Origin of the sequence: Pseudomonas sp. DWP2-2 (assembly GCF_049897065.1) — a bacterium.
Lineage (GTDB): Bacteria > Pseudomonadota > Gammaproteobacteria > Pseudomonadales > Pseudomonadaceae > Aquipseudomonas > Aquipseudomonas paracarnis.
In genome coordinates this window covers 733867-757174 of sequence record NZ_JAFCVN010000001.1, presented here as the reverse complement: position 1 = coordinate 757174, position 23308 = coordinate 733867, and the positions used below count along the sequence as shown (strand labels likewise).

General features: G+C 56.1%; 27 protein-coding genes and 1 pseudogene. 12 read left to right on the top strand and 16 right to left on the bottom strand.

Annotated features, from left to right (window positions below):
- Nucleotides 1-50: 50 nt before the first annotated feature.
- Nucleotides 51-1457, top strand: coding sequence for an amino acid permease (locus tag ACP7CZ_RS03275; protein ID WP_034126190.1), 1407 nt, complete (start codon nt 51-53; stop codon nt 1455-1457).
- 22 nt (nt 1458-1479) lie between these two features.
- Nucleotides 1480-2565, top strand: a complete 1086-nt coding sequence (locus ACP7CZ_RS03270) for a GlxA family transcriptional regulator (RefSeq protein WP_054896289.1) — start codon at nt 1480-1482, stop codon at nt 2563-2565.
- Between the two features lie 144 nt (nt 2566-2709).
- On the opposite strand, the gene ACP7CZ_RS03265 is transcribed toward ACP7CZ_RS03270, so the two are convergent.
- The gene (locus tag ACP7CZ_RS03265) at nt 2710-3090 is read right to left on the bottom strand and encodes a cupin domain-containing protein (RefSeq protein WP_294164899.1); all 381 of its coding nucleotides are present in this window, start codon (nt 3088-3090) and stop codon (nt 2710-2712) included.
- Nucleotides 3091-3276: 186 nt separating this feature from the next.
- Here ACP7CZ_RS03265 and ACP7CZ_RS03260 point away from each other — a divergent pair, with 186 nt between their 5' ends.
- Complete coding sequence (locus ACP7CZ_RS03260) at nt 3277-3993, top strand: class I SAM-dependent methyltransferase (RefSeq protein ID WP_294164897.1); 717 nt, start codon at nt 3277-3279, stop codon at nt 3991-3993.
- 36 nt (nt 3994-4029) lie between these two features.
- On the opposite strand, the gene ACP7CZ_RS03255 is transcribed toward ACP7CZ_RS03260, so the two are convergent.
- Entirely contained in the window at nt 4030-4395 is a 366-nt protein-coding gene (locus ACP7CZ_RS03255) for a hypothetical protein (protein WP_054896287.1), read from the bottom strand.
- Between the two features lie 138 nt (nt 4396-4533).
- Here ACP7CZ_RS03255 and ACP7CZ_RS03250 point away from each other — a divergent pair, with 138 nt between their 5' ends.
- A complete protein-coding gene (locus ACP7CZ_RS03250; protein WP_157717990.1) occupies nt 4534-4677 on the top strand; it encodes a hypothetical protein in 144 nt (47 codons plus the stop codon).
- Between the two features lie 31 nt (nt 4678-4708).
- Here ACP7CZ_RS03250 and ACP7CZ_RS03245 read toward each other — a convergent pair whose 3' ends face one another.
- Nucleotides 4709-5362, bottom strand: coding sequence for a cytochrome b (locus tag ACP7CZ_RS03245; RefSeq protein WP_232458787.1), 654 nt, complete (start codon nt 5360-5362; stop codon nt 4709-4711).
- Between the two features lie 329 nt (nt 5363-5691).
- Between ACP7CZ_RS03245 and ACP7CZ_RS03240 the strand changes: the two genes are divergently transcribed.
- Nucleotides 5692-6420 carry a hypothetical protein gene (locus ACP7CZ_RS03240; protein ID WP_089042004.1) on the top strand — a complete coding sequence of 243 codons (729 nt, stop codon included), beginning with the start codon at nt 5692-5694 and terminating at the stop codon, nt 6418-6420.
- Between the two features lie 52 nt (nt 6421-6472).
- Here the strand turns inward: ACP7CZ_RS03240 and ACP7CZ_RS03235 are convergent, their stop codons facing one another.
- Nucleotides 6473-7015: a GNAT family N-acetyltransferase gene (locus tag ACP7CZ_RS03235; RefSeq protein WP_294164891.1), complete on the bottom strand. Its 543-nt coding sequence runs from the start codon at nt 7013-7015 to the stop codon at nt 6473-6475.
- 160 nt (nt 7016-7175) lie between these two features.
- On the opposite strand from ACP7CZ_RS03235, the gene ACP7CZ_RS03230 reads away from it, so the two are divergent.
- Entirely contained in the window at nt 7176-7409 is a 234-nt protein-coding gene (locus tag ACP7CZ_RS03230) for a hypothetical protein (RefSeq protein WP_003192651.1), read from the top strand.
- 6 nt (nt 7410-7415) lie between these two features.
- On the opposite strand, the gene ACP7CZ_RS03225 is transcribed toward ACP7CZ_RS03230, so the two are convergent.
- Nucleotides 7416-7910, bottom strand: coding sequence for a GNAT family N-acetyltransferase (locus ACP7CZ_RS03225; protein WP_236453718.1), 495 nt, complete (start codon nt 7908-7910; stop codon nt 7416-7418).
- Between the two features lie 118 nt (nt 7911-8028).
- Between ACP7CZ_RS03225 and ACP7CZ_RS03220 the strand changes: the two genes are divergently transcribed.
- The gene (locus ACP7CZ_RS03220) at nt 8029-8544 is read left to right on the top strand and encodes a GNAT family N-acetyltransferase (protein ID WP_294164875.1); all 516 of its coding nucleotides are present in this window, start codon (nt 8029-8031) and stop codon (nt 8542-8544) included.
- Nucleotides 8545-9256: 712 nt separating this feature from the next.
- Nucleotides 9257-10504: a reverse transcriptase domain-containing protein gene (locus ACP7CZ_RS03215; RefSeq protein WP_294164873.1), complete on the top strand. Its 1248-nt coding sequence runs from the start codon at nt 9257-9259 to the stop codon at nt 10502-10504.
- Nucleotides 10505-10610: 106 nt separating this feature from the next.
- Here the strand turns inward: ACP7CZ_RS03215 and ACP7CZ_RS03210 are convergent, their stop codons facing one another.
- The gene (locus ACP7CZ_RS03210) at nt 10611-13094 is read right to left on the bottom strand and encodes a DEAD/DEAH box helicase (protein WP_294164871.1); all 2484 of its coding nucleotides are present in this window, start codon (nt 13092-13094) and stop codon (nt 10611-10613) included.
- Between the two features lie 339 nt (nt 13095-13433).
- Here ACP7CZ_RS03210 and ACP7CZ_RS03205 point away from each other — a divergent pair.
- Nucleotides 13434-14050, top strand: a pseudogene (locus tag ACP7CZ_RS03205) (tyrosine-type recombinase/integrase); the annotation flags it as partial.
- A 103-nt stretch (nt 14051-14153) separates the two neighbouring features.
- Here ACP7CZ_RS03205 and ACP7CZ_RS03200 read toward each other — a convergent pair.
- Both ACP7CZ_RS03200 and ACP7CZ_RS03195 read right to left on the bottom strand, forming a co-directional pair.
- Nucleotides 14154-14396, bottom strand: a complete 243-nt coding sequence (locus tag ACP7CZ_RS03200; protein ID WP_294164870.1) for a hypothetical protein — start codon at nt 14394-14396, stop codon at nt 14154-14156.
- 270 nt (nt 14397-14666) lie between these two features.
- A complete protein-coding gene (locus tag ACP7CZ_RS03195; RefSeq protein WP_294164868.1) occupies nt 14667-14897 on the bottom strand; it encodes a DUF6124 family protein in 231 nt (76 codons plus the stop codon).
- Between the two features lie 438 nt (nt 14898-15335).
- Here ACP7CZ_RS03195 and ACP7CZ_RS03190 point away from each other — a divergent pair, with 438 nt between their 5' ends.
- A complete protein-coding gene (locus ACP7CZ_RS03190; RefSeq protein WP_294164866.1) occupies nt 15336-15782 on the top strand; it encodes a GNAT family N-acetyltransferase in 447 nt (148 codons plus the stop codon).
- On the opposite strand, the gene ACP7CZ_RS03185 is transcribed toward ACP7CZ_RS03190, so the two are convergent.
- Together ACP7CZ_RS03185 and ACP7CZ_RS03180 are read right to left on the bottom strand one after the other, a co-directional pair.
- Nucleotides 15755-16162, bottom strand: coding sequence for a GFA family protein (locus ACP7CZ_RS03185; protein WP_105227388.1), 408 nt, complete (start codon nt 16160-16162; stop codon nt 15755-15757). The genes ACP7CZ_RS03190 and ACP7CZ_RS03185 overlap by 28 nt on opposite strands.
- 145 nt (nt 16163-16307) lie before the next feature.
- The gene (locus tag ACP7CZ_RS03180; RefSeq protein WP_275622420.1) at nt 16308-16541 is read right to left on the bottom strand and encodes a DUF6124 family protein; all 234 of its coding nucleotides are present in this window, start codon (nt 16539-16541) and stop codon (nt 16308-16310) included.
- Between the two features lie 526 nt (nt 16542-17067).
- Between ACP7CZ_RS03180 and ACP7CZ_RS03175 the strand changes: the two genes are divergently transcribed.
- Nucleotides 17068-17670 carry a hypothetical protein gene (locus ACP7CZ_RS03175; protein ID WP_060773048.1) on the top strand — a complete coding sequence of 201 codons (603 nt, stop codon included), beginning with the start codon at nt 17068-17070 and terminating at the stop codon, nt 17668-17670.
- 63 nt (nt 17671-17733) lie between these two features.
- Complete coding sequence (locus tag ACP7CZ_RS03170; protein WP_294164858.1) at nt 17734-18255, top strand: DUF2846 domain-containing protein; 522 nt, start codon at nt 17734-17736, stop codon at nt 18253-18255.
- 206 nt (nt 18256-18461) lie between these two features.
- Here ACP7CZ_RS03170 and ACP7CZ_RS03165 read toward each other — a convergent pair whose 3' ends face one another.
- From ACP7CZ_RS03165 to ACP7CZ_RS03140, 6 genes are read right to left on the bottom strand one after another with little or no spacing between them, the layout of a single operon-like run.
- Nucleotides 18462-18899: a hypothetical protein gene (locus ACP7CZ_RS03165; RefSeq protein WP_054921632.1), complete on the bottom strand. Its 438-nt coding sequence runs from the start codon at nt 18897-18899 to the stop codon at nt 18462-18464.
- Nucleotides 18880-19647, bottom strand: a complete 768-nt coding sequence (locus tag ACP7CZ_RS03160; RefSeq protein WP_252949881.1) for an SDR family NAD(P)-dependent oxidoreductase — start codon at nt 19645-19647, stop codon at nt 18880-18882. The genes ACP7CZ_RS03165 and ACP7CZ_RS03160 overlap by 20 nt, the downstream gene beginning before the upstream one ends.
- Before the next feature lie 8 nt (nt 19648-19655).
- Nucleotides 19656-20426: an SDR family NAD(P)-dependent oxidoreductase gene (locus tag ACP7CZ_RS03155; RefSeq protein WP_054898590.1), complete on the bottom strand. Its 771-nt coding sequence runs from the start codon at nt 20424-20426 to the stop codon at nt 19656-19658.
- Nucleotide 20427: 1 nt separating this feature from the next.
- Nucleotides 20428-21567: an NADH:flavin oxidoreductase gene (locus ACP7CZ_RS03150; protein ID WP_294164855.1), complete on the bottom strand. Its 1140-nt coding sequence runs from the start codon at nt 21565-21567 to the stop codon at nt 20428-20430.
- A gap of 13 nt (nt 21568-21580) precedes the next feature.
- Nucleotides 21581-22780, bottom strand: a complete 1200-nt coding sequence (locus ACP7CZ_RS03145) for an AfsA-related hotdog domain-containing protein (RefSeq protein ID WP_294164852.1) — start codon at nt 22778-22780, stop codon at nt 21581-21583.
- Entirely contained in the window at nt 22777-23307 is a 531-nt protein-coding gene (locus ACP7CZ_RS03140; RefSeq protein ID WP_294164851.1) for a DUF2867 domain-containing protein, read from the bottom strand. The genes ACP7CZ_RS03145 and ACP7CZ_RS03140 overlap by 4 nt, the downstream gene beginning before the upstream one ends.
- Nucleotide 23308 lies beyond the last annotated feature (1 nt).

Genomic DNA, 23308 nt, shown 5'->3' with positions numbered 1-23308 from the left:
CTCGGGCACTTAAGGTGAAGGTCATTGGCCGCCCGAGAACAACAAAAACAATGACTAGCCTCAACTGCAACGATTCCAACGGTCAGCTTGCGCAGGGCTTCAAGCCGCGCCATGTGACCATGTTGTCCATCGCCGGCATCATCGGCGCGGGGTTGTTTGTCGGCTCCGGACACGCGATCGCCGCCGCCGGGCCAGCGGTGTTGCTGGCTTATCTGTTTTCCGGCCTGTTGGTGGTGCTGGTCATGCGCATGCTGGGGGAAATGGCGGTGGCACGCCCGGACACTGGCTCGTTTTCCACCTACGCCGACCAGGCCATCGGCCCTTGGGCGGGGTTCACCATCGGCTGGTTGTATTGGTGGTTCTGGGTGCTGGTCATTCCCATCGAAGCCTTGGCCGCCGGGCACGTGCTCAACCAGTGGTTCCCTCAGGTTGATGCGTGGCTGTTTGCGTTGATCTCAATCGTTTTGCTGGTGATCACCAATCTGTTCAGCGTGGCCAAATACGGCGAATTCGAATTCTGGTTCGCCATGGCCAAGGTGATTGCCATCGTCGGCTTTATCGGCCTGGGCTTCAGCGTCCTCATGGGCTGGATCCCGGATCGCGAAGCCAGCGGCTTGAGCCGCTTGATGGAGGAACACGGCGGGTTTGCTCCCAACGGCCTGTCGGCGGTGGTGGGCGCGTTCATTACCATCATGTTCAGCTTCATCGGCACTGAGGCGGTGACCATCGCCGCAGCCGAGTCGAGCAACCCGGCGCAGAACATCGCCAAGGCCACCCGTTCGGTGATCTGGCGCATTGGCGTGTTCTACCTGTTGTCGATCTCCGTCGTGATTTCCGTGGTGCCCTGGAACGATCCGCTGTTGGCCTCCGTGGGTTCCTATCAGCGCGCACTGGAAATTATGAACATCCCCAACGCCAAATTCATGGTCGATGTGGTGGTGTTGATCGCGGTAGCCAGTTGCATGAACTCCTCGATCTACATTTCTTCGCGCATGCTGTTTTCCCTGGGCAAACGCGGCGATGCGCCGCCGGCGCTTAAAATCACCTCGAAGGCGGGCGTGCCCAGGGCGGCGGTGATCGCCAGCACCATCATCGGTGCGGGCGTTACGTTGCTGAGCTACTTCATGCCGGCCGGTCTGTTCCAGTTCCTGCTCGCCAGCTCCGGGGCCATCGCGTTGTTGGTGTACCTGGTCATCGCTATCTCGCAACTGCGTATGCGTCGCTTGCTGCTTCGGCAGAACGTCGAACTGACCTTTCGCATGTGGCTGTTTCCGTGGCTGACTTACCTGGTGATCGTATTCATCTGCCTGGCCCTGGGGGTGATGATGGTGACGCCGGAACACCGCACCGAAGTGTCCTCGACCATTGGCCTGGCGTTGGTAATTTCCTTCATCGGCCTGGTCACGTCGCGCCAGCACAACCGGGCACCCAAGCCGGTGGCGCTGGAACATTCCTGATCACGCCTGTGGGGTAGCGGTGATGGAAACCGAGGCACCTGTTTGCCAGACCATCGGCTTTTTGCTGCTGGACCAATTCACCCTGATCTCGCTGTCGTGTGCGGTCGAGCCGCTGCGCATGGCCAACCAATTGGCGGGCGAAGAACTCTACCGTTGGCAAACCCTAAGTCTGGACGGCCAGCCGGTGTGGGCCAGCGATGGCGTGTCGGTGACCCCGGACGCGTGCGCGCAGGACCAGCGCGGCTTCGATGCGGTGATCGTGTGCGGCGGCGTGGGCATTCAACAGGCTATCAGCCCTGCGCTCATCGCCTGGTTGCGCAGCCAGGCGCGCCTGTACTGTAAACGTCTCGGCGCGGTGTGCACCGGCAGTTGGGCACTGGCCCAGGCGGGGTTGCTCGATGGCTTCCAGTGCAGCGTGCATTGGGAGCTGATGGCGTCGATGCAGGAGGCGTTTACCCGCGTCAAAGTCAGCTCCAGCGTATTCACGCTCGATGGCAACCGCTTTACCAGCTCTGGCGGCACTGCGCCGCTGGACATGATGCTGCACCTGATCGGCCGCGATCACGGGCACACGCTGTCGGCGGCGATTTCCCAGATGTTCGTGTACGAGCGCATTCGCAACGAGCGCGACCACCAACGCGTGCCGCTCAAACACCTGCTCGGCACGCAACAGCCCAAGCTGCAAGAAGTGGTCGCCCTGATGGAGTCCAACCTGGAAGAACCCATCGACCTCGACGAACTGGCCGCCTACGTGCACGTGTCCCGCCGCCAGTTGGAGCGCATGTTCCAGAAGCACCTGTACTGCACGCCATCGCGCTATTACCTCAAGCTGCGCCTGACCCGTGCGCGCCAGTTGCTGATGCAGACGCCCATTTCGATTGTCGAGCTGGCGGTGATTTGCGGCTTTGTGTCCACGCCGCATTTTTCCAAGTGCTACCGGGATTTCTTCGGCGTTGCGCCCAGCGATGAGCGCTCGGACATGCGCCTGCATCCGCCGCCTGCGTTACGGCCAGAGGGGCAATCCCGGGCCCCGCAACAGCCCAGGAATACACTGGAGCAGGCGCGCGACGAGCCGACGTTTGCTACGGTGCAGATTCAAAGGCGATAGGGCTTGGGGTTTTCCCGAATGCCAGTAGGAGCGAGCTCGCTCGCGAAAAACTCACAGGCGCCGCGCTCATTCAGGAAGCACGCGTTATCGTTGGCGTTTTTCGCGAGCAAGCTCGCTCCTACAGAAGGCAATAAGCCTCGGCGCTCAAATCCACTGGTCATTCAACGCGGTGCGCTCACCGCCTTCATGCCCGGTATTCAGAATGCCCCTAGGCTCGATCATCATCAGCCTGGCTTCACCTTCGGCCGCCGTCCTGTGCTCAATGCCACGCGGCACCACATACAACTCACCCGGCTTCACATACACCGGGCCCTCCGGCAGGTCGATACGCAGCGTGCCTTCAAGCACCAGGAACGCTTCATCGGTTTCGGGGTGCGAATGCCAAATGAATTCACCCTCGATACGCACCACCTTGAACTGGTAGTCGTTCATTTCGGCAACCACTCTTGGGCTCCATTGTTGGTCGATGAGCGAGGCTTTTTGCGCGAGGTTTATCGGTTGGGCGGGTTGCTGTAGGTGAGTCATGCTGAGCCTTCCTGTCGGTGAGAAGGCCAGATTATCCGGGCCGACAGGTCATAGGCTTGTACGATCCTGCAACCCCCTCCACTCCTACGCCCCCGCATTCCCCACGGGAATGCAGGGCATAAAATTAATGCATTTTTCTTACTGCCACGGTTAACGTAATTTCCTTCAAGGCCACGGAGAACCGCATTGAACTCATCCTCATCCAACCCTGCTGACAAATTCGATACCTCAAGAGCCAACGAGTACACGCGACAAAGCCGTATCGCGTTGGCGGGCTATGACGCGTGCCAGGATCTGGCAGCCTGCATGCTCGCGGCGAGCCTTGGCGATGCCCCTTCGGCCAAGATACTGGTGGTCGGCGCCGGCGGTACGGCGCAGGAGATCATCGCCATGGCCAACCTTGAACCGGGCTGGTGCTTCATGGCGGTTGATCCCTCGCAGCCGATGCTGGACGCGGCAAGGCAGCAGTTGGAAGCCAACCACCTGCTTGATAGAACAACCCTGCATCTCGGGACGCTTGAAGACCTGGCAGCAGACGCGTCATACGACGCCGCCACCTTGATCGGTGTGCTCCACCATCTGGGGGGGGATGACGCCAAGGACCGGATGCTGCGATCGATTCGGGCGCACCTGAAACCGGGGGCACCGCTGATCGTCGCGGGCAATCATTACGCGTATGCCAGCCAGCCGTTGCTGCTGGCGGCATGGGGCCAACGCTGGCGTCAGCATGGCGCCACCCCGGACGAAGTGAAGGCCAAGCTCGGCAAAATCCTTCAAGGCGCTGACCCGCCCCATTCCGAGGCCGCGGTTCAGAAGCTGTTGCATGACGCTGGCTTCGGCGACGCGACGCGTTTCTTCAGCAGCCTTTTCTGGGGGGCTTGGTTGACGTGCAAGGTGGGGTAGCGAGGTCTCCCGTTGCTCAGTGAGCCGTGGCGCGATTCAGATCCCCCGGAGAGTAGCCAGCCGCCGACGCCAATCGCCGCCATGCCGAAGGTGGCATTCCTCTTCGGAGTCGAAACTGACGCAGCGGGCGATGTTCGGGACGTGCACGTCGGCGTCATCCAGCGCGGCGGTAGTCAGCTCGCGCATACGGGCGTCCCCGCCGGTCGCAAGGGCGCGAGCCTTGCTCGCAACGCTGTCGAACACCCAGATCACCCGCAGGCTTTGGGGAAACGCGTGGTAGTCGACGGTGTGGGTCAACCAGTCGAAGCCCGGAATTTCGACCTTTGCGATCTCGCAGGCGTCGGTCAGCGCCGCGATGAGACGGCGTTCGATACGGGCGTGGTCGCGTGAGGCAGGCGGCATAAAGGAAATCCGTGAATCCTGGGAGTGGGTTGGGGCATCAGGCGATAGGCTGATCAGAGCGGGCGTTATTGAAGCGCGGGGCGCAAGCGTTGCCACTCATTCAAGCAATCCTCGGCAACGATATCCGGGTATCCCCGTTTGTGTTCCATCGCCAACGCGGTGGAGAGGGTACCGCAATGCAAGTGGCCTGGTCATTGCAGCGAAGTGTCATCGACCATCGGCCTGGTCACGGCGCGCCAGCATGGGCGGGCGATCAAGCCGGTGGTGTTGGAGCAATCCTGACAGCGCGGCCCTACCTGTGGGCCGCGTCACTTCAGTGCTGGCGCACCCCTCTTGTCATACGCCGCAGTACCTGCTTATCGCCCTGCCTATAGTGCATGACCACCGCCCCGACATGCCCGAGGATAAGCACCAGCATTGTCCAACCCAGCAAGCTATGAAAGTTGCTGCCCAGATCAACCATCCACTGGATTTTTTCCCCCTCGAACCCCTCCATGACCTGCACGCCAAACGCAGAAAAAGCCCGGCCGGAGCCGTACTGGCGGATCATCCCGATCAGCGGGATCAGGAACATCAGTGCATACAGCATGCCGTGCCCGGCGGCGGCGAAACGGCTGATGCTGAGTGGGCGCCGGTGTTGGTTCAGCAGACTCCAGCTGGCACGTAGGATCAGCAACACCAGTAATAACAACCCTACGGGTTTGTGAAAGGGCCACAGCCATTTATCCAGCGCTGAGTCTGACGCCAGGTAATGGGTTATGGCTGAGCAATAGATCCACGCAAACAACAGGAACATCAGCCAATGCACTGCTCGGCTTACCGAGTCGTAGTGTTCACGTGACCCAGCAGGGGGTGCGCAAGTCGTCATTGTCGTATCCTTCTGGCGAGTCGCCTTGCGTTCTTTTTCAAGCGCATTGAGGCGACAGATGATAAGCGGCCAGAATGAATCTGGCGGTGACCAGATCATATACAAGGAGACACAGGCAGCGGTCGTGTCGAAACATCAAGAAAACATGCATCCCTCAGGGTGTGATCTGGATGCCTAACGGCATGGGCGTAGCCTGTTCAAATCCACCGAGCATTTTCAGCCGTACGCTCCCCACCTTCATGCCCGGTATTCAAAATGCCCCGTGGCGAGCCTTCGAGCATCAGGAATGCTTCGGGCGCGTGTTCGTTCTTGCGCAGGGCGTGGAACGATCAAAAGCTGTGGCGAGGGAGCTTGCTCCCGTGACGGTCTAAAGCTGACGCGTTTATGGTCGATAACCCGTATGAACCCGCTAATCAAGGACCGATTAAATGGCACTTTCCGTTAGCCCTGCCTATATTCCACCGGCCAATCTCAACCTCACGCCTTCTGAGCAGAAGCTCGTACCCCAGGCGTCGACGGACCCCGCCAAGCAAGCCCTGGCAAACGCCGGCCCCGCGGCCATTTACCATCCCAGTGAAGCGGCGACAACCACGGCACAAGCCCCGGAGGCCGTTGATACCTGGGTCGGTCGCTCCGAATCGCCGCACTTTCCTCGTTTCGTCGACCTGTTCAATGGCGCGCAAAGTGCGCTGAAAGCTTCCTTCCAGACATTCGAAGCGAACCTGGCAGCCACTGCGCCCGACCTGGCCAGCACCGGGTACGGTTTTACCGTTGAGGCTGACGGCCGGCTGAAAGTGCTCGATACGGCTGGCCAACTCAGCCGTGAGGCGACCGAGAGGCTGACGGTTCTGCTCAATCAATCCGTTGAGCTGAAAGCCACAGCCGTGGCCTACCGCAACGCCGCCATCGACATGGTAGACGCAGGTTCACCCTGGTCTGGAAGCACCCTGGGCTACTACAGCCTGACCAATGAAAACTTCGCCAGCACTATTGATCTGGCGCCCTTGTTCAGAACGCATGACCCGTCGGATATTAAAGCGGGCAGAAACCAGTTTTTCATAAACCAATTGTCTTCCAACGGCGAGCGCGCGACGCAAGAGACTGAGCGGGCGATGTTGGAGCGGCGTGCCGCCCAGGGGTTCAGCACCCAGGCTTGATCGGCGCAGCCTGCGGCTGTCGTCGAGGACCGGTCGGCGGCAGTGGCCGCGCTTATTGTTCAGGGTTGATCAACGATCTCAACGTATGGTCCTCCCAGATGCCAGCGATTTTCAGATAGGCTCGCGCATGTCCTTCATTCTCAAACCCCAGCGACTCCAGAAGGCGTTCACTTCGCACATTGCGGGGTAAATGATTGGCCATGATCCGATGAAGACCCAACTGCTCAAAGCAGTGTTGGTTAGTGATCTGAAGCGTTCTTTTCATCAGGCCACGGCCTTGGGCTGATTCCGCCAGCGAGAAGCCAAGATGACAGGCCTGAAAAACGTCTCTCACAATGTTCGTGTAGTTACACCGCGCTAGGACCTCTCCGCTCTCGGGTTCAAGCAAGAGGAAACACAGAGCGTTGCCAGCGTGCATATTGTTGACCTGCTGCTCGACCCTGGCCTTTGCGTTGCCCGTGGTGAAATATTCCTCGTCCCTGAGCGGCTCCCAGGGTTGCAGATGCCTGCGGTTGATGCGCTCGTAACGGCTGACCCTCTCGAAATCGTCACATGCCAATGGCCGAAGGCAGTAGCCCTCAACGCAATACTCCATAAGCCCCTCCAGATTGATCAATGGCCCCATCTGACTGCGTAACCGCAAAGAATAGCGCCGCTGCGCGTAAAGCGACCCCTTTCATGGCAAACAGGTCTACCATGCCAGCCCCGGCAGTGGTTCCACTCGCTCCCGAACTCAATTTTTCAAGGTAGCGATAATGTCCATCGACCAGATCTCCCTCCCCAAAGGCGTCGGCCCCCACGCCGCCAAGCTGCTTGACGCTATTACTGGCGCCTCCACCCATGAAGAACTCAACCGTGCTGGCGGTAAAGCCGAGGGTTTTGTGCTGGGTTTGGAGGCCACCAAGGCGATCAAAAGCCAAATTGCAGAGTCGCTGTATGTGGCGTATGACGACGCGGCGAGCAATCGGGCGGGTGAACTGAAGGGCTAGTGCTCGTCAGCCCATGGTTCCGGAATGAGCGCCAATCGCCGGAATAGGCTGACGAACATAATAATTGTCGAATTCACTGCTTTCGATGAACTGGAAGCCATGGCGGGTATAAAAGCGATTCGAAGCGCTTTCTTTGAGAGCCCCCACTTTGATAGGCAGCGCAGCCGCATCCGCCTCTTTGAAAATCTGAGAGAGAACAGCAGACCCTACCCCTGAACCTTGCGCGCCCGGCCTGACATACAAGTGGTCGAGCAAGAGTTCATTGGGGTGATGTTTGACCACTACGAAACCCACCCTCTCTCCAGACGCCTCGATATAGCGTGTGTCGCGAGCTTCAAAGCCGCCAAGAAACCGCTCCCGCGCACGCACTGGGTCAAATCGCCCAACACGCTCCAGGCTTTCGCGCATGGCCTCGATTCGAATGGCTACCAGATTATCCAAGTCGCTTTGTTGAACCGGGACCAAAATGATGGGGGAATTTTGATTGGGTGCGACGGGCATATTGGGTGCTCTAGCTACCATCCTGGGGGCTCAGTATAGAGAGCCTGATACTGATGAAGCGACCCGCATGGTATGTTCACGGCATACATGGAGTAACGGCCCCAGGAAGGAAAGTGCAATGCCAGTGGACACCCACCCAATCCGCATTCTCTCGCAACGCCTGAGCATCGAGCCCTTCTGCGAGCAGGACGCTGTTGAGTCTTTCTCTTGTATCTCACTGTCTCTGACTCGCTACATGTCCTGGGAACCGCCTGCCTCGCTGGAAGAGTACGCGCAAGTCTGGGGACGGTGGCTGCCTGCGATAGCGGATGGCAGCGACATCGTGTTCACGGTCAGGGAGCGGGTAGGTGCTCGTTTTACCGGCTTGGTCGGGCTGCACCATACTGGCAGTGAAACACCGGAGTTGGGTATCTGGATCCGTGAAGATAAACATGGGCTGGGGTTTGGTGGTGAAGCGGTGCGGGCGGTTGTTCAGTGGGCTAGCCAGTGGGTGGTGGCGAAGCACTTTATCTATCCTGTTGCGACGCAGAATGGTGCGAGTCGGCGTATTGCCGAAGCTTTGGGGGGAGTGGTCATTGAGAGGCGGATGGCGGAGAAATATGATTCGGTTGTGTACCGGATACCGGTGGTTTAACTCTGGCTTAGGTTGGCCGATTGCTGTCCTTCACGAACGGCAGAAATCGGCCATTAGAGGGCGTTCAATCATAGTTCTTCTACCCCCCTTCGATCCTACTAGCTATCAGCCATTAATTTGCTACTATGAACCCACTTCGTCTGCTTGCTGGTCGAGCCGCCACGCGGCGTTGAACCAAGTTTGCCAGACGGCAGCGTTATCTCTTCGGAGGGCGCTGTGCGGGTCGCGACCAAGATAGCCGTTCAGGTATCTGGGTCTCCCGAAGGTAGTGAGTGTTGCCCGACTGCTGCGTCAACAACCGTAACTCTGTCCTTTTATTGGGCACGCCAGACGGTTGGCAGCTTTATTTTCAGTGCGGCGCTCGACGTCAAATTGCGTGAGGCGCAGTTGACCGAGAGGACGAAAAAGGTACGATTCTTCGTACCCCATGCGCCCAGGAGGCCAATATGTGTCCATGCAAAAACGTGCCAATGTGGCGCGTGCGGCAGTTAGGCTCTTTGTAGCTGCCCTCTGCTTCGTCTGCTTGCTGGTCGAGCCGCCACGCGGCGTTGAACCAAGTTTGCCAGACGGCAGCGTTATCTCTTCGGAGGGCGCTGTGCGGGTCGCGACCAAGATAGCCGTTCAGGTATCTGGGTCTCCCGAAGGTAGTTAGTCCCTGTAGCAGTTGGGTGAGAGCGAACTGGTGATGCCCAACAACACAAGGATCGTCTGAGTGAGCAGACTGTATAAGGACATCTATAGTCAACGAACCCTTTACGGTGCGTGGAGGAAGGTGCGCAGTAGCGCGTTTTTTTCTTCCTCCGACGAAATAAGGCGAGACGCTGAAGAATTTGAGAGTCGACTGCCTGACTCATTGATTGAAATTCAGCGGTCCCTGTCAAAGCAGACATTTGCTTTTCTCCAACAGACCGGAGTTGCACAAAAAAAAACGGGCGGGAAATCTCGTCCGTTGGTGCTATCTCCTATCCCCAATCGCGTTGTTCAGCGTGCCTTGCTCGACGTTCTACAACGTCGTGTGCCGTTTGTTAGGAAAGTGCTCGACACTGCAACGAGCTATGGGGGAATACCCACGAAACGCGTTGCTATGGCCATATCTGACGCTAGGGATGCTATGCGAAATGGTGCCCGTTTCCATATTCGCTCGGACATTCCGGCCTTTTTTACCAAGATAAATAAAGACCGTATCCAGAATCTATTACGTTCCCACATAAAATGTGACGCAACGCTCAAGCTCCTAGACTTGGCGATCACGACCGACCTCGTTAACATCGACGACTTGAGAAGGCAGGGTCTCGACGAGATATTTCCGATAGGAATCGAAGGTGTAGCGCAAGGCTCACCCTTATCCCCGTTGTTAGCCAATATCTACCTAGCCGATTTCGACGTGACCATGAACGCCGATGGCATCACGTGCCTTCGCTACATCGATGACTTCCTGCTGCTTGGAGAGAGTCTTAGCGATGTGGATCGAGCCTTCAACAGGGCTTTAAAGGAGCTAGGCAAAATAGGCTTGAGCGCCTATGACCCACGTGTAGACAAAGTAAAAGCGTCTCGGGGATCCGTAGATAAAGGCTTCGACTTCCTAGGCTGCAACGTATCTCCAGGGCTAGTCCAGCCCAGCGAAGCAACTCGTAAGCGCTTCAAAGTGAAGCTAAGGGCCGAATTTGACACAGCAGCTCATGCCCTTCGCTACAATGCGGAATATAAAGACGGTAACGGTAAATACTCGTATTCATCAGCCCTCTACCGAATCGACAAGATCATCTTGGGGTGGGGAAAGGCATTTACGTTTTGCAATGGCTCTCAGTCCATGAAAACCCTAGACGATTTCGTCTCAGAACGGCTCATGTCTCTTGAAGCAACAAAAACAATGGTACTAGCGATGGCGGATGACGGGGCGCGAAGAAGAGTGTTAGGGATCCGATTACTGAGCAGTACCCAGGTCGCAATTGATCAATAATATTTTGGATGCGCAAAGCGTTCTTGCCACTGCATTTTTAGACATCACAGTGCATATCCACCGTGATGGCGACATTCCGAGTTCAAACTAACCACGGCTTCATTTGCTATGAAGATGCGATGTACGCGGTAGTGTAAAAAACTTGGAAATCGACGGCCCTGAGTTTGAGTTGCAGCAATTGATTTCTGATTTGAGTTTCGTCGCTGATTAGGCCTTGTGAGCACACTGACTTGATGAAATCTCGAACACTTTTTTTGAGAGCTTCCAGTTTTTCACTAGTCATGATTCTTGTAGTTGCTTTTGGAGATGCTGCATGCTCGAACTTTTTCGCTGGATGAATCATTATGGGAAAGTATGACATCCCTGCCCCATACTTATTTTCAAACCACTCTCCCGATCCGTTTAATTGGTTGCAATCATGTTTATTGATAGTATCGGTTGTCGCACCATTTTTACATTCTATGACGATATATTGGTTGGGGCCGGTACGCCACAAGACATCGGGACCTCTGCCAGAGTCTGTTTCTGGGCGTTGCGAAGTAAAGCCTATAAATCTTGCCAACTGAGCAAGCGCAAGTTCAAAGCGAGCCGCTGTCTCCGGCTCAAATTTTAGGTCCTCTAAAACGCCGTCAAGCTCAATTATTGGGATATTTGGATTAGCAAAGCTCTGAAGGTAATTTTTACATTCTCTTGCCTGCTCAAGAAGTTCGCCCTCCAACTTGTGATAGCCAATGCCATCAATAGGCTTCAAAGTTCTCGGGTTATCATTCGCCGCAGAAAGCACCAGCTTTTGACTTTCGACTTGATCATACAAATTTACGTATTCCGCGGCTCTCAGCTTTAAATAGGATCTCATCACCTTGGTAGCTGACGGCATAGAATTTATTATCCCATCCCCAATATTCTTTGAATTATTGGCTAATGCTTGATCGTAGGCTTTACGGAGTGCCATTGTTACAGGGTCGGCATTGCTAGTAGGGGTTGCCGTGAGACTAGTTAGTGCACCTTTGCTTGCGGAAACCCAATTGGGATCTTGGTTTAAACAATAGATCAGTGTATCCCAAATGGCTTGCAAATCAGCTTTGGCAATCTGGCTGGCGACTTTTTCTGATAGGTCGAGCTGAGCCTTGGTTCCAACCGAGAATTTTTGAACGCCGGAACTCGCATATAGTTTTCGAGTTAGCGTTTTTCCTATTAAGAGTACAGCACAATAATCATCGTTAGAACGTACTCCTCGGCCCATACCTTGCTCCACTCGTTGAGTGATTTGAGTGGCAGAACGGTCAGTGCCTAGCAGAATTCCTTCTTCGATTTTGTCGATCATGCGCCTTACGTCTGGAAGGCCATCAATAACCAGTAACCGACAAGCATCATTGGGCAAGTCTATGCCGTCGTAGCGATTGACTAGCACCGTTAGACCCGCTGTCGTTTTTTTAAGCGCTTTAATTCCATCGTGGATATTTCCTTTCTTCAATACCGAGTCTGCAATATCTTTCCAGTAGTTGGCGCGATGATCTGACGGTACAATAATTACTACATTTATATGTTGTTTTGCATGAATGCAAAGCTGTTTTATGTCGTCATCTGACAACTCCGGATTGATAACTTGCGGCATTAAAATCAATCGATCACCAATGTCGCCAAAGGAATCAGGACATATCGCTTGATACGCCCGCTCATCAGTAATTCCGAAGTGACTTGCCAGCACGCTATCATCAGCAAGAGTTGCAGTCATGAATATTTTTCGTTCTGCATATTCAATGCTTGGGATTGAGTTGATAGGTATGCAGTGAGGGGATATTTCAATTTTTGAGCTACTAACGACACAGCGCGATAGCTTAAGGCTATCTTTTATTAGTGGCCACTTAAACCTAAGGTAATCTTCGTTCCTTTCTTGGATAAGAAGCTTACTTAACTCGCTTATATTACTCTGCCAAGCCCAGAATGGCGCAAGCATCTGAATTGAAGGGTCATAATTCTCCAGCTCTAAAACGCGGGGCTCACTCTGTTGCAGTAGAGAGTTTCTCAGCAGCTTATAAATTCCCTTGTATGATGCACTAGAGTTTGGCAGGGATATTGTGTACTGCTCTTCAATTGTATCTAGACATGCATGCGCATCGTCTATAATTAAAGATCCAATACGAATTTTTATTCCTTGATCACCAACCCCGAATGCTGATAGCCCATTGACAAGAGTATGAATATTCGCCACAAGGATCTCTTTCCCCTGCAGGAAGCCGTGGGAGTTGTAATCGGTAGTGGCCGACAACCCTAACGATCTGGCCTCTTGGATAACTTGTTCAGCTAGGTAGTTGTCTGGAACGATGTAAACTGCTGGCCCCTTCCCTTCGTTCAGGCAGCTTTTTAATATCAACAGTCCAACTACTGTTTTACCGCTACCGGTATTCATTTTTATTACGAGATTGCTCTCAGCCTTTCGACTGTGCCACTGCTCCCAAACTTTAGATTGCACATCCCTTGGATATTGATACCTTCCTTTCTCTTTTCCTGGGAGAGAATTAAATATATCCCTGGGCTGTAAAGCAGTATCGCTATTCTGGCCGGTTTGAAGTTTTGAAAAATCGATCATCGGACGTACTCCCTGTCTGTCACTACTATAGTTATTTTAAAAACCGAGAGAGTAGTAATGACGTTAACTCGCCAGTCGTTCTAGCGCTATACCTCATCCGAATATAAATTGCAATTTTAACCTGTGCGATGAACTGTCGCGGGGAGGCTTCACAGGGAAGAAGTGCCAAGTCAGCCAGGCGGCCCTTTCGGTGCCATCAACGAGTGCTGCCTCCATAGAAAGGTAAAGGAGAGTCGGCTTTTGTTGATTTATACATTATGACCAGCGGCAGCTTTTGGCCGGTTAGCGACCGTTGCTCCGATTAGCCATCCTTGTCCTTCCACACGTGGAGGATTTCTCATGACCATCATCGCTACCTGCAGACGTCAGCCCTGGAACAAAGGAAAACTGGTCGGGCAGAAAACCCCACTCCAACTGAGAGATATCTGGGCCATCCGAGTAAGGCTTCAAATTGCGGAAAAAAACCGAGATCTAGCTCTCTTCGATCTGGCCATCGACAGCAAGCTTCGAGCCTGCGACTTAACCAAGTTCCGCGTGCGCGATGTTGCTCATTGCGAGCACTTATCATCACGAGCCATGGTGATGCAGCAGAAAACGCAGCGGCCTGTGCAGTTTGAGATCACTGATCAAACACGATCTGCTCTCGAGGCCTGGATACACCGGGCCCAGCCACGCAGCGAGGACTACCTTTTTCCTAGCCAGCTGGATACTTCAGACCATCTATCTACTCTTCAATACGCTCGTATCGTCAAAGGCTCGGTGAAAGCCGTGGGCCTTGATCCAGCCATGTATGGCACACACAATGAGACGTACGAAGGCAACACTGAACTATCGCAGGACGAAGAACCTGCGGGGGGGGGCAGTTGTTGCTCGGCCATACGAAGCTGGAGAGCACTGTTCGATACCTGGGGATTGAGGTCGATGACGCCCTGGAGATGGCGGAACAGACTGAGGTTTGGCCATGTATAGCGACGGCCGACGACAGACCGTCGCGAACAGCGGCTTCCGACTCAAAGCGGACGGCGAGGGCGAGCTTCTGAGAATGCTCGCTAAGACGATTTACGCGGCAAAAGTAAGCACTCTTGTCTCTTGAGTATCCGCTATGAATGCGTTGACTTGCTCTTGCGGATGCGGGGAAAGTTCTGGGTATTCATCTGCAAGGTAATCGATGATCGTATCTTCTTCCCAAGGGCCGAGCGAAGTCATGTAGTCAGGGTACTGATTTTGAATTTCTCTCCATGATTGGTAAGGATGCTTGGAGAGGAACGTGATTGTTCGGGTGTAGATAATATGAATCTGCACGAATCTATTTCCGTATGTTGACGTCTGGGACACCGCCAAGCGAGTTTATATCCTTTTCAAGATTGCCTTCCTGTTGGCAGCTTCTCCCTGAGGAAAGTGGTGGGCTGGACGTCCGCTTCTGGCCGAAAGCAGTCGTCGCCCTCGTCATCGTAAAGGGCATGTGCCGAGTCTGAATCCACCAAAGCCATCAAGCGCCAACTCGCCGAGTCGTTGTACGTGGCTTACAACGACGCGACGAGTTATCGAGCTATTGAATTAAAGGGCTAATCATCACCCAGGGCAGGGCGCTTCGCGGTCCAGGAGTCTCGCAGTGAGAAGTACACCCAGTTCGCTCAGTTGGTGGATGGCCAGGGCGATGTCGCGGTGTTTGCCGTTGAGGTCTTCGGACAGGTCGAGCAGCAGCGTGCTGACGCTGGTGAAGGTTTCGTAGCTGTTGGTGATGAGGGTTTCGTTGCTGGCGTTTGGGGCGACGGTGAAGAGGGTGGTTGAATTGTTAACCATGGTTAAGTTCCTTGCTTGGGCCACTTCCCCATCGCTACTAAACAATAAGGGCGGTAGCTGTACGCAGGTTAGTAGACCGGTGGAACCTAACAAAACCGGCGCGTCCGAGGACGCCCTACGCACAGCCACCATCAAGCACAGACGCGAACGTCTGATGGATGAAGCGTGTGCACTTGTTAGGTCTAAGGTGGGCTACTAAACCCGATCACTGAACAATTCAGCGACCGAGCCACCTTAGAGACGGCCACTCCAGCGCACAAGCCGGCGGATTCTGACGCAGGCGTAGGCAATGGAGCAAGGTGCGGCAGGTGAATCGGATTTTGCCTTCAGGCGCTGCGTGATCGTTTGGGGTTTTCGCGAGCAAGCTCGCTCCTACAGGAGTGGCCTTCAAACGAAATTGTTAGCATTGAACGCGTTTCATATTGGAGGCAGGGATGGATGAAACGATATGAGATTCGACGGATCACCCACCTTCCGCGCCAGATACAGGCGCTGGAAAAGGAGGCCGTTGGCGAGGGTTTCAGGTTCCTCACTCGTCTGATTAACGAATGGCACTCTGGAGCAAACCGCTTTGATGCACCCGGCGAGTGTCTGATGGCGGCCTATTTGAATCAGCAAGTGATAGGCATCGGCGGTCTTTCAGTTGATCCCTATGCTGAAGATAATGTGGCCAGACTGCGACGGGTGTACGTCGCAGCTTCGTCAAGGGGGCAACACGTCGGGCAGGCGCTGGTAAAGGCGCTTGTTGAACGTGCCGCTCTCAGGTTTCAGGTCGTGCGTCTTTTCACGGATACGGCTGAAGGAAGCGCCTTTTATGAGCGCTGTGGCTTCAAGCGAACAGATGAGGCCCAGGCGACTCATATCATGCAGCTTGGCGGTTTCTGAGGCGGGTAGCTGCACCAGTGGACTGCGGAGTCGACATGAACGTGTTTTTGCTTTTCAGCTATGAAGGGTGTGTCGAGCGTGCCCAGCGCTATTGACACCCAGTCGGCGAATTCCCCTTGAGACCGCGACCAGAACAATGCCGAGCCGCAGTGCGTGCAAAATTCGCGCAACACTGCCTCTGAGGATGCATAGGTTTTGATGCTGTTGGCGCCGGAAAGTAGGCGTAGTGCGTTACGGGGAACACTGCCGTAAGAAGCGAATGCGGCCCCGTGACTTTTGCGGCACTGGCGGCAATGGCAGTGGCTCACTGACTTTGGCGTGGCGGATAGCTCGTAAGTGACGGCTGCGCATAAGCAGCTTCCCTGATACACCGTTGTCATTCGCTTTTCCCGTCATGCGAAAAACGTCAGCGTAACCGTCCCGCTCTAGCCAGTCGACCTACCCATCAAACCAAACCGCCGAGTCGCTGTAGGTGGCTCACGACGACGCGGCGGTTATCGGGCTAGCAAGTTGAAGGGCTAATCATCAGCCAGGGCACGGCACTTCGCGGTCGAGGAGTCTGGCGGTAAGCAGTACGCCCAGTTCGCTCAGTTGGTGTATGGCGAGGGCGATGTCGCGGTGTTTGCCGTTGAGGTCTTCGGACAGGTCGAGCAGCAGGGTGCTGACGTTGGTGAAGGTTTCGTAGCTGTTGGTGATGAGGGTTTCGTTGCTGGCGTTGGGGGCAACGTTGAAGAGAGCACTTGAATCTGATTTGAGCATGTTTGAATTCCTGTTTAGGGCCATCATCCTTTAGCTACTAAACATAAGGGTGGCGGCTGTGCGCAGGTTAGTAGACCGGGGAATCCAAACAAAGCCGGCGCACCCGAAGGTGCCCTGCGCACAGCCACCATCAAACACAGACGCAATGTCTGATCGATGAAGCTTGTGCACGTTGTCTGGATTAACCTTCAGGCTACTAAACCCGATCACTGAACAATTCAGCGACCGAGCCACCTTAGAGACGGCCACCTCAGCGCACAAGCCGGCGGATTCTGACGCAGGCGTAGGCAATGGAGCAAGGTGCAGCAGGGGAATCGGATTTTACCTTCAGGCGCTGCGTGATCGTTTGGGGTTTTCGCGAGCAAGCTCGCTCCTACAGGAGTGGGTCAAGCGTGGGTTGTTATCAAGGTGCGGGTAGCTGGACAATAGAGGCCGACGAGCCAGCAACGAAGCATCAGATGTGCGAACGTTTGGTTCGCTCGGCTGGGCTCTACGAACTGCAAGATTACTGATCGGAAAAAAACCAATGCTAGGGAAAGTCAGCAGTAAACATCTTGTCTGGGCCGCAGTCGCACTTTGCGCGACGCTTCTATCCGGGTGCGCGACGTCACGCTACGACGGCAAGCACGCACCGGACCCGAGTAAGGCGATCATCGTGGGTTCGGTTGGTGAGAGCTTTCCGATGATGCAGCCCCATGGGCTGGTGGTTGAGATCAAGCAACAGGGAGCCCCCGGCACCGCAATACGGCTGACAACGCTGGGCAATGAAGATGATCAGCCATCTCCCTCTGTGCTGGGCCATTACTTCATGTATGAAGTGCCGCCGGGTGAGTATGAGTACACGCAGTGGCATTACGTGTATTACGCGGGTAAGTCGATGCCGCGCCCGGTGCCTGCGGTTTTCTCGGTGAAGGCCGGGGAAACTCTCTATATCGGTGATCTGCGCGTCGATGCCCTGCGCTTTTGCCTGTCCAACGTGAATAATGCCGATGACACGGTGCAGGCGCTCAAGCGCAAGTACCCGATGCTCAAGGACCGGAACATCGTGAATCTGACGCCGAAGAGTGGTTTTGCGCCTTGGCCGAGTTCTGATGCCACTGACTTCGGTAAAGGGCTGTGCACGATTTGAAGCCGGTACCGGTGACAGTCATCGACCCCGACGCCCATTGATCCACGTTCAAGGAATTCATGCATGAAGCGCTCTACGCTACTCTGGGCCAGCCTGTTCGCAGGCCTGGTCTCACTGACCGGTTGCATCAGCGGTCCGGACCTCAAAGGCCAACCGTTCTTCACGTCACCGGCTGAACCTCGTGCGGATGAGGCGACGGTTTACTTTTATCGCACGGCGGCGAGCATCGGTGGCGGGGTCGCCCCGGCTATTCAGGTCGATGGCCGCACTATCGGCAGCTTGCCTTCCGGTAGTTTTTTCAAGGCCGGCATTCCCGCCGGCAAGCACAGCGTTGCCTCCACCTCGCCACCGATCATCAGCGGTATGGTTAACCAGCGTTTCGATATCACCGTCGAGAATGGCAAGGTGTATTACATCGCCGATCAACTCAGCACTTCTGACTACAAGGATGGGCAGACCTTGGGTGAAGTCGACGGCCGTCGTTTCAGCGGAACAATGTTTTACTCGCGCTACGCGCTTGTGCCTGCCGAGGAAGCGCTGCGTTCTATCAAGTGGTGCCAGGAGCTGCCGGCAACCGCACGGTAACCACCCGCCCAACATCATCCAAAGCCAACTTGCCAACAGAGAAGAACCCCACACTACCGCGGCATTGTGGGGTTGTTAGCCGTCGCGCTTGAACCCCTAGAAAAAGCTAGGGGTAAGCAGGAACGCTCAGTGGGTGGATGGTCCGGGGCGATGTCGAGGAGAAGAGGGCGGGCCTTCATCAAGCGCCAGGTTGGCCTCCGGCGGCATCAGTAAGCGCGTGCCTCTTCTCGGCTGGATGGGGCACCGCTGCGCTCGAATAATCTATGCGAAAACTCCAGCACCGCCAGCAACAATTGAACGGCACCCAGCACCAGCAGGAAAGGTGAAGCGCCACTGCTGACGGCCACTCCCTGCACTACCACTACGATCACGCGTAGCAGGGCGCTGAGACGGGCATGTTCGCGTGTAGGGGCTCGCCAACGTACAACGCCCCACACAAGGTATGCCCAGGCGCCGATGTTGAGCAGGAACATGGCGGTGGGGTCGAGCGCCGAGAAGTGGCTGTCGAAGCCCAGTTGCAAATCAACCCATTGGATCAGTGCATAGGCCCAGACGGACACGATCGGCAAGGCGAAGGGAGCCATCGCGAGAATGTCGTATGCAGCGCCGACACGTACGATTTTTTCATGGGTGGATTGGGTCATTGCGGGTCTCCTCCTGGAGTGGCTGGTTCAACAAGTCGCGGATTTCCTGAAACTCACCCGATTTCAGCCCAAGATGATGGCGCTCGGCCAAGACCTGAACGATATGCGCAGCGCGGGATTCTGCGTCGACGATGTAGCCGGGCACTGCCGCCCGTTGGCGGAGTGCGACAAGATCACTGAAGCGTTCATCCGCCGCCATGATGGTCTTCGCCACCGTCGTCTGGACGTTGCAGAGCCCCAGCACGGCAAAGAATGTGTGTGGGTTTTCCAGGTGATAGATCTTTGCCAGAGCGTTCAGCGCCGCCTTGGAGACCGAATATGAGAGCATCCCGGCCCGTTGGCGCACGGCCGAAATCGATGATGAAAACACCACGGTGCTGGGAGGCTGCGTCGCACTCAACAGGATATCCAGGACCATTTTCACCGCGCCCAGGTTAAGTGCCAGGACGCTGTTGAACTCCTGCATCGAGGTTTGCGTGGCCAGTTGTGGAGGGCTGCCGAACCGACCCGCATTCAGGTAGACGGTGTCTACCGGGGCGGAGGAGCGCGACAGCAACGCCTGCAAGATTGCCGGGGCGCGGTCAATATCGGTCAAATCGCACCTGAGGAAGTGAAAGCGCTCCTGTGACGGGATATTGGCCGCAGGATTGCGTGATACCGCGAGCACCTCGTCGCCCCTGGCCAAGTGATAACGCGCCAGAGCGTTGCCGATACCGGTGCTCACACCGGTGATCAATATGCTAGCCATGATTGCCCCTAGAATTTGCCGATGTGATAGCCGCCATCGGCACTGAGCACCGAGCCGGTGATGTAGCTGGATCTGCGGCTCAACAAAAACACGATCGCGTCGGCGATTTCCTCTGGATGGGCAAAGCGTTTCATGGCGGTCACGTCACGCTTGCGCTGGGTGTTTTCCGGGTGGGCCGCCAGCCGTTCCGCAGAGTTCATACCGCCCAGTGTCGGCCCGGGCGCTACGGCGTTGACGCGTACGGCAAAACCGGATTCGCTGTCGCAGGCATTCTCCATCGCGGCGACCTGCGTCAAGGCATTGAGCGCGGTCTTGCTGGCGACGTAGGCGGCCTGATTGGCCATAGGCATCACGCCCGCGCACGAAGACACATTGACGATCGCTCCATCGGGGTACCGGCTGATCAGTTCCAGTTCTTTTTGCAGGCAGTAAAAGGGGCCGTTCAGGTTGGTGTGGATGACCCTGTCCCAATCCTGCGGTGCGCTGGTCGCGATCGGTGCGTAGGGGGCGGTAATGCCGGCGTTGTTAATTGCAAAGTGCAACTGATCCACCTCGCCATCCACCGTCGCGAATGCCTCGGCTACCGACGTGTGCGACGCCACATCGCAAAAGATGAACTGCGCCGAAGCCCCCAGTATCTCTAGAGCGGCGTCGGCCTTTTGCTGGTTCCTGCTCATCAGGAACAGGCGTGCGCCCGCTTTGGCCAGTTGTTTTGCCACCGCCAGGCCGATGCCGCTGGCACCGCCGGTAATGACGATGTTCTTGTCTTGAAATTCCATGTTATTGATTCCCGTAGTGGATGTGAGCGGGACGCTTGTAGTGCTCATTCACGCAGCAATACACCCGGTCGAGTTGCGGGTTGCTCTTGTCCCGAAAGCAGTTACCGTCGAACCGGCATTGCTGAACCTTGTCTTCATGGCCGGCGAGCGATTTGTTGATCAGGTCGTTGTCGGCAAAAAGGGCTCGACTCATACCGATCAGGTCACAGTGACCCAGCCGCAGTTGATTTTCTGCTTCCTGCAGGGAGCCAATGAAACCGGCATAGCCGACCGGCAGCGAGGTGAATGACTTGATCAGGCGTACCCCTTCGACGAACTGTTGCTGAATCGTCGGATGGGCAGACAGCATGTAGCGGAAGGTTTCCTTGATGGTGATCGAGCACATGATTGCCGAGGTCCCGGCGTTTTCCAGGGCAGCCACCACATCCTGGAGCAGTTCCGGTTGCTGCCCGTTGGCGCCTACGCAATCATCAATGCCCAGGCGCACGGAAACATCCAGCTCTCCTGCGGTAACCCTGTGAATGCGGTCGATGACTTCCAACAGAAACCGCGCTCGCTTGAGCGGGCTGCCGCCGTAAGCGTCATTGCGATGGTTGGTCCAGGGCGATAGAAAACTGCTCAGCAGGTAGCCATTGGAGGCCTGAAGCTGGACCATCCTGGCGCCGGCCTGTCTGGCTCGCAGAGCCGCTTGAGCAAACTGATCGCAAACGGCGTCGATGTCCTCGACACTCATCTCCAATGCCTCGGCGCCGCGGGATAACGCACTGCGGCTCGGGCAAAGCAGCGGTTGGCCGCTGATCTGTGTGCCACCTTGGGCGCCGTAATGCTGAAGTTGCACCACCACTGGACAGTCCCGCTGGCGACCGTACTCCACCAGCGGCGCGAGCTTTTCCACGTTGGCATGGCTATGCAGGCACAGGCCTCGCGCATGCAGGCGCGTGGAGGGCGCTATGGAGGAGTTGCCCAGCACCACCATGGCGCAGCCTCCGTCGATTACATGTTGATAGAACCTGAGCATTTCCTCGGACAGCGAACCGTCCGAGGTAGCCAGGTCGATGCCCATCGGCGCGAAATACATGCGGTTTTTCAGCGAAACGCCCTGACCGATCATCAGTGGGCGTTGTGATAACTCATAGCTCATGGGCGCAGGATCCTCATGCCACGATTTGCTCGGGCGCCAGAGGGTCAGGTGAAGAGCCAGCGTTCCATTGCATCTGCCCGGCAAAGAAGCAGTGGCACTTGATCGTTTCACGCAGTTCGCTGGCCTGGCTCTTGGACAGTTTGTCGAACACCAGCACGCGCTGGTCGGGTTCGCCGGTGGAGCAAGTCGAAGCAACGGGCAGGCTGAGGAAGCCGCCCCCTTCGATATACAGCGATACGGTCGTGACCGTGCTCCAATTGATGCCCTCGGCCCGGTGAGTCACCAGCACGCCCAGTACCGAGAGCAGGCTCAGCCTGGCTTGCAGCGCACTGTCGGCGTGATGCACGAGGATGTTCTTGGGCAAGCGATCGGAAGGGGTGAACCAGTGATCCTGAGGGTAGTTCAACGAACGCATGCGTTTGAACAGCGGTAACTTGATCACTGCGCCTTGCAGCCAGAGACGCGATACCAGCCGGCCGTTCTGATAGAAGTTTGCGCACTTGTCGATGGACTTGGGTTGCGATCGCTTCAAGCCGTGGGTCTGTTGCACCACGACTTCGACCTCGTAAGCCGATTCGGTGTAGGCGTTGAAGGAAATGCGCAAGTCTTCGATGGAAATGGAAACCGCACCGCGCTGATGGCCCAAGTAGTTGTAGACGTAGTGGTACATGGCTTGCCTGGCCACTTCGATCAACATCAGGCCCGGCACATGTTCGTGCTGCTTGTTGTAGAAGTAGTAATTCTTGGTGTCGTTGATCAACAGGTAAGAGCCCTGCCTGGCCTTGTCCCACTGCGCGAGCGCCTCAAGGCATTCGATCATGCGCATTACCTGGTCGGGCGGTATGTGGGCATCACCGCCTTGAAAATGCTGGGCCAGGTAGCGTTGGGCCTGGTGGGGGATGAATTCAGCCGTGAGGATGAAGTGGTCGTCGCACTCGGTATAGAAGTCAGCCAGGCGGATCTCGAAGGTGGAGAGTGTGCCGGCCTGTTCCGCACTGAGGGTCAGGGGCAGATGGCGCAGCACATACCGGCCGTCTTGGGCACGGTACAGCTGTTTGAACAGGTCCTGATCCTGGGGGTTGCCAGCCAGTATGTCGGCACCGATCGAAGCACTGAGAAAGCTGGGCAGAATCAGCCTGGGTCGTCCGATCAATACATCCCTGGGTGTGTCTTTGTGCAACAGATGAGGGTCAATTGAGTCTGCGCTGTTCATGAGTTGCGATCTCCAAGTGAGCGAGTTGGGGAATGTAGGGGGAGACGGGACAGCAAACGCTTGATGATGAGCCCGTGCACCGGCGCCACCGGCAGCATGTACAGGCGGCCGAACGTGTTGTAGGTCTTGACGGAGGTGGTGATATGCAGGCAGCGCGGTTGCGTGAGAGGTGTATCGATCGAGACCATGACCGCCAGGTGGGTATCGCGGGAAGTCAGTACCAGCTTCTGTGCGCTGATGGCTTCGATGGTGAAGAAATCGAGCTTTTCGCCGACCACCGGGGCGCACTGGGGTGTGACACCCGAGAACCCGCCGATCCGCTCGACGTGAAAGTGCTGTGAGATGCTGTCGCGCAACCTGAACGCGCCTTTGAGCCAGGCGGGCGTCGCGGCGGTCATCTGGCAGTACAGTTCCAGTGACGTGGCTTGGGTGTCGATGAGTGCGCTGGCAGAGTGCAGAAAACCCAGCTCGTTGCGCGCGGCCACCAGGCTGGCGCACGGGGGGATCTGGTTATTTGACGTCTTCATG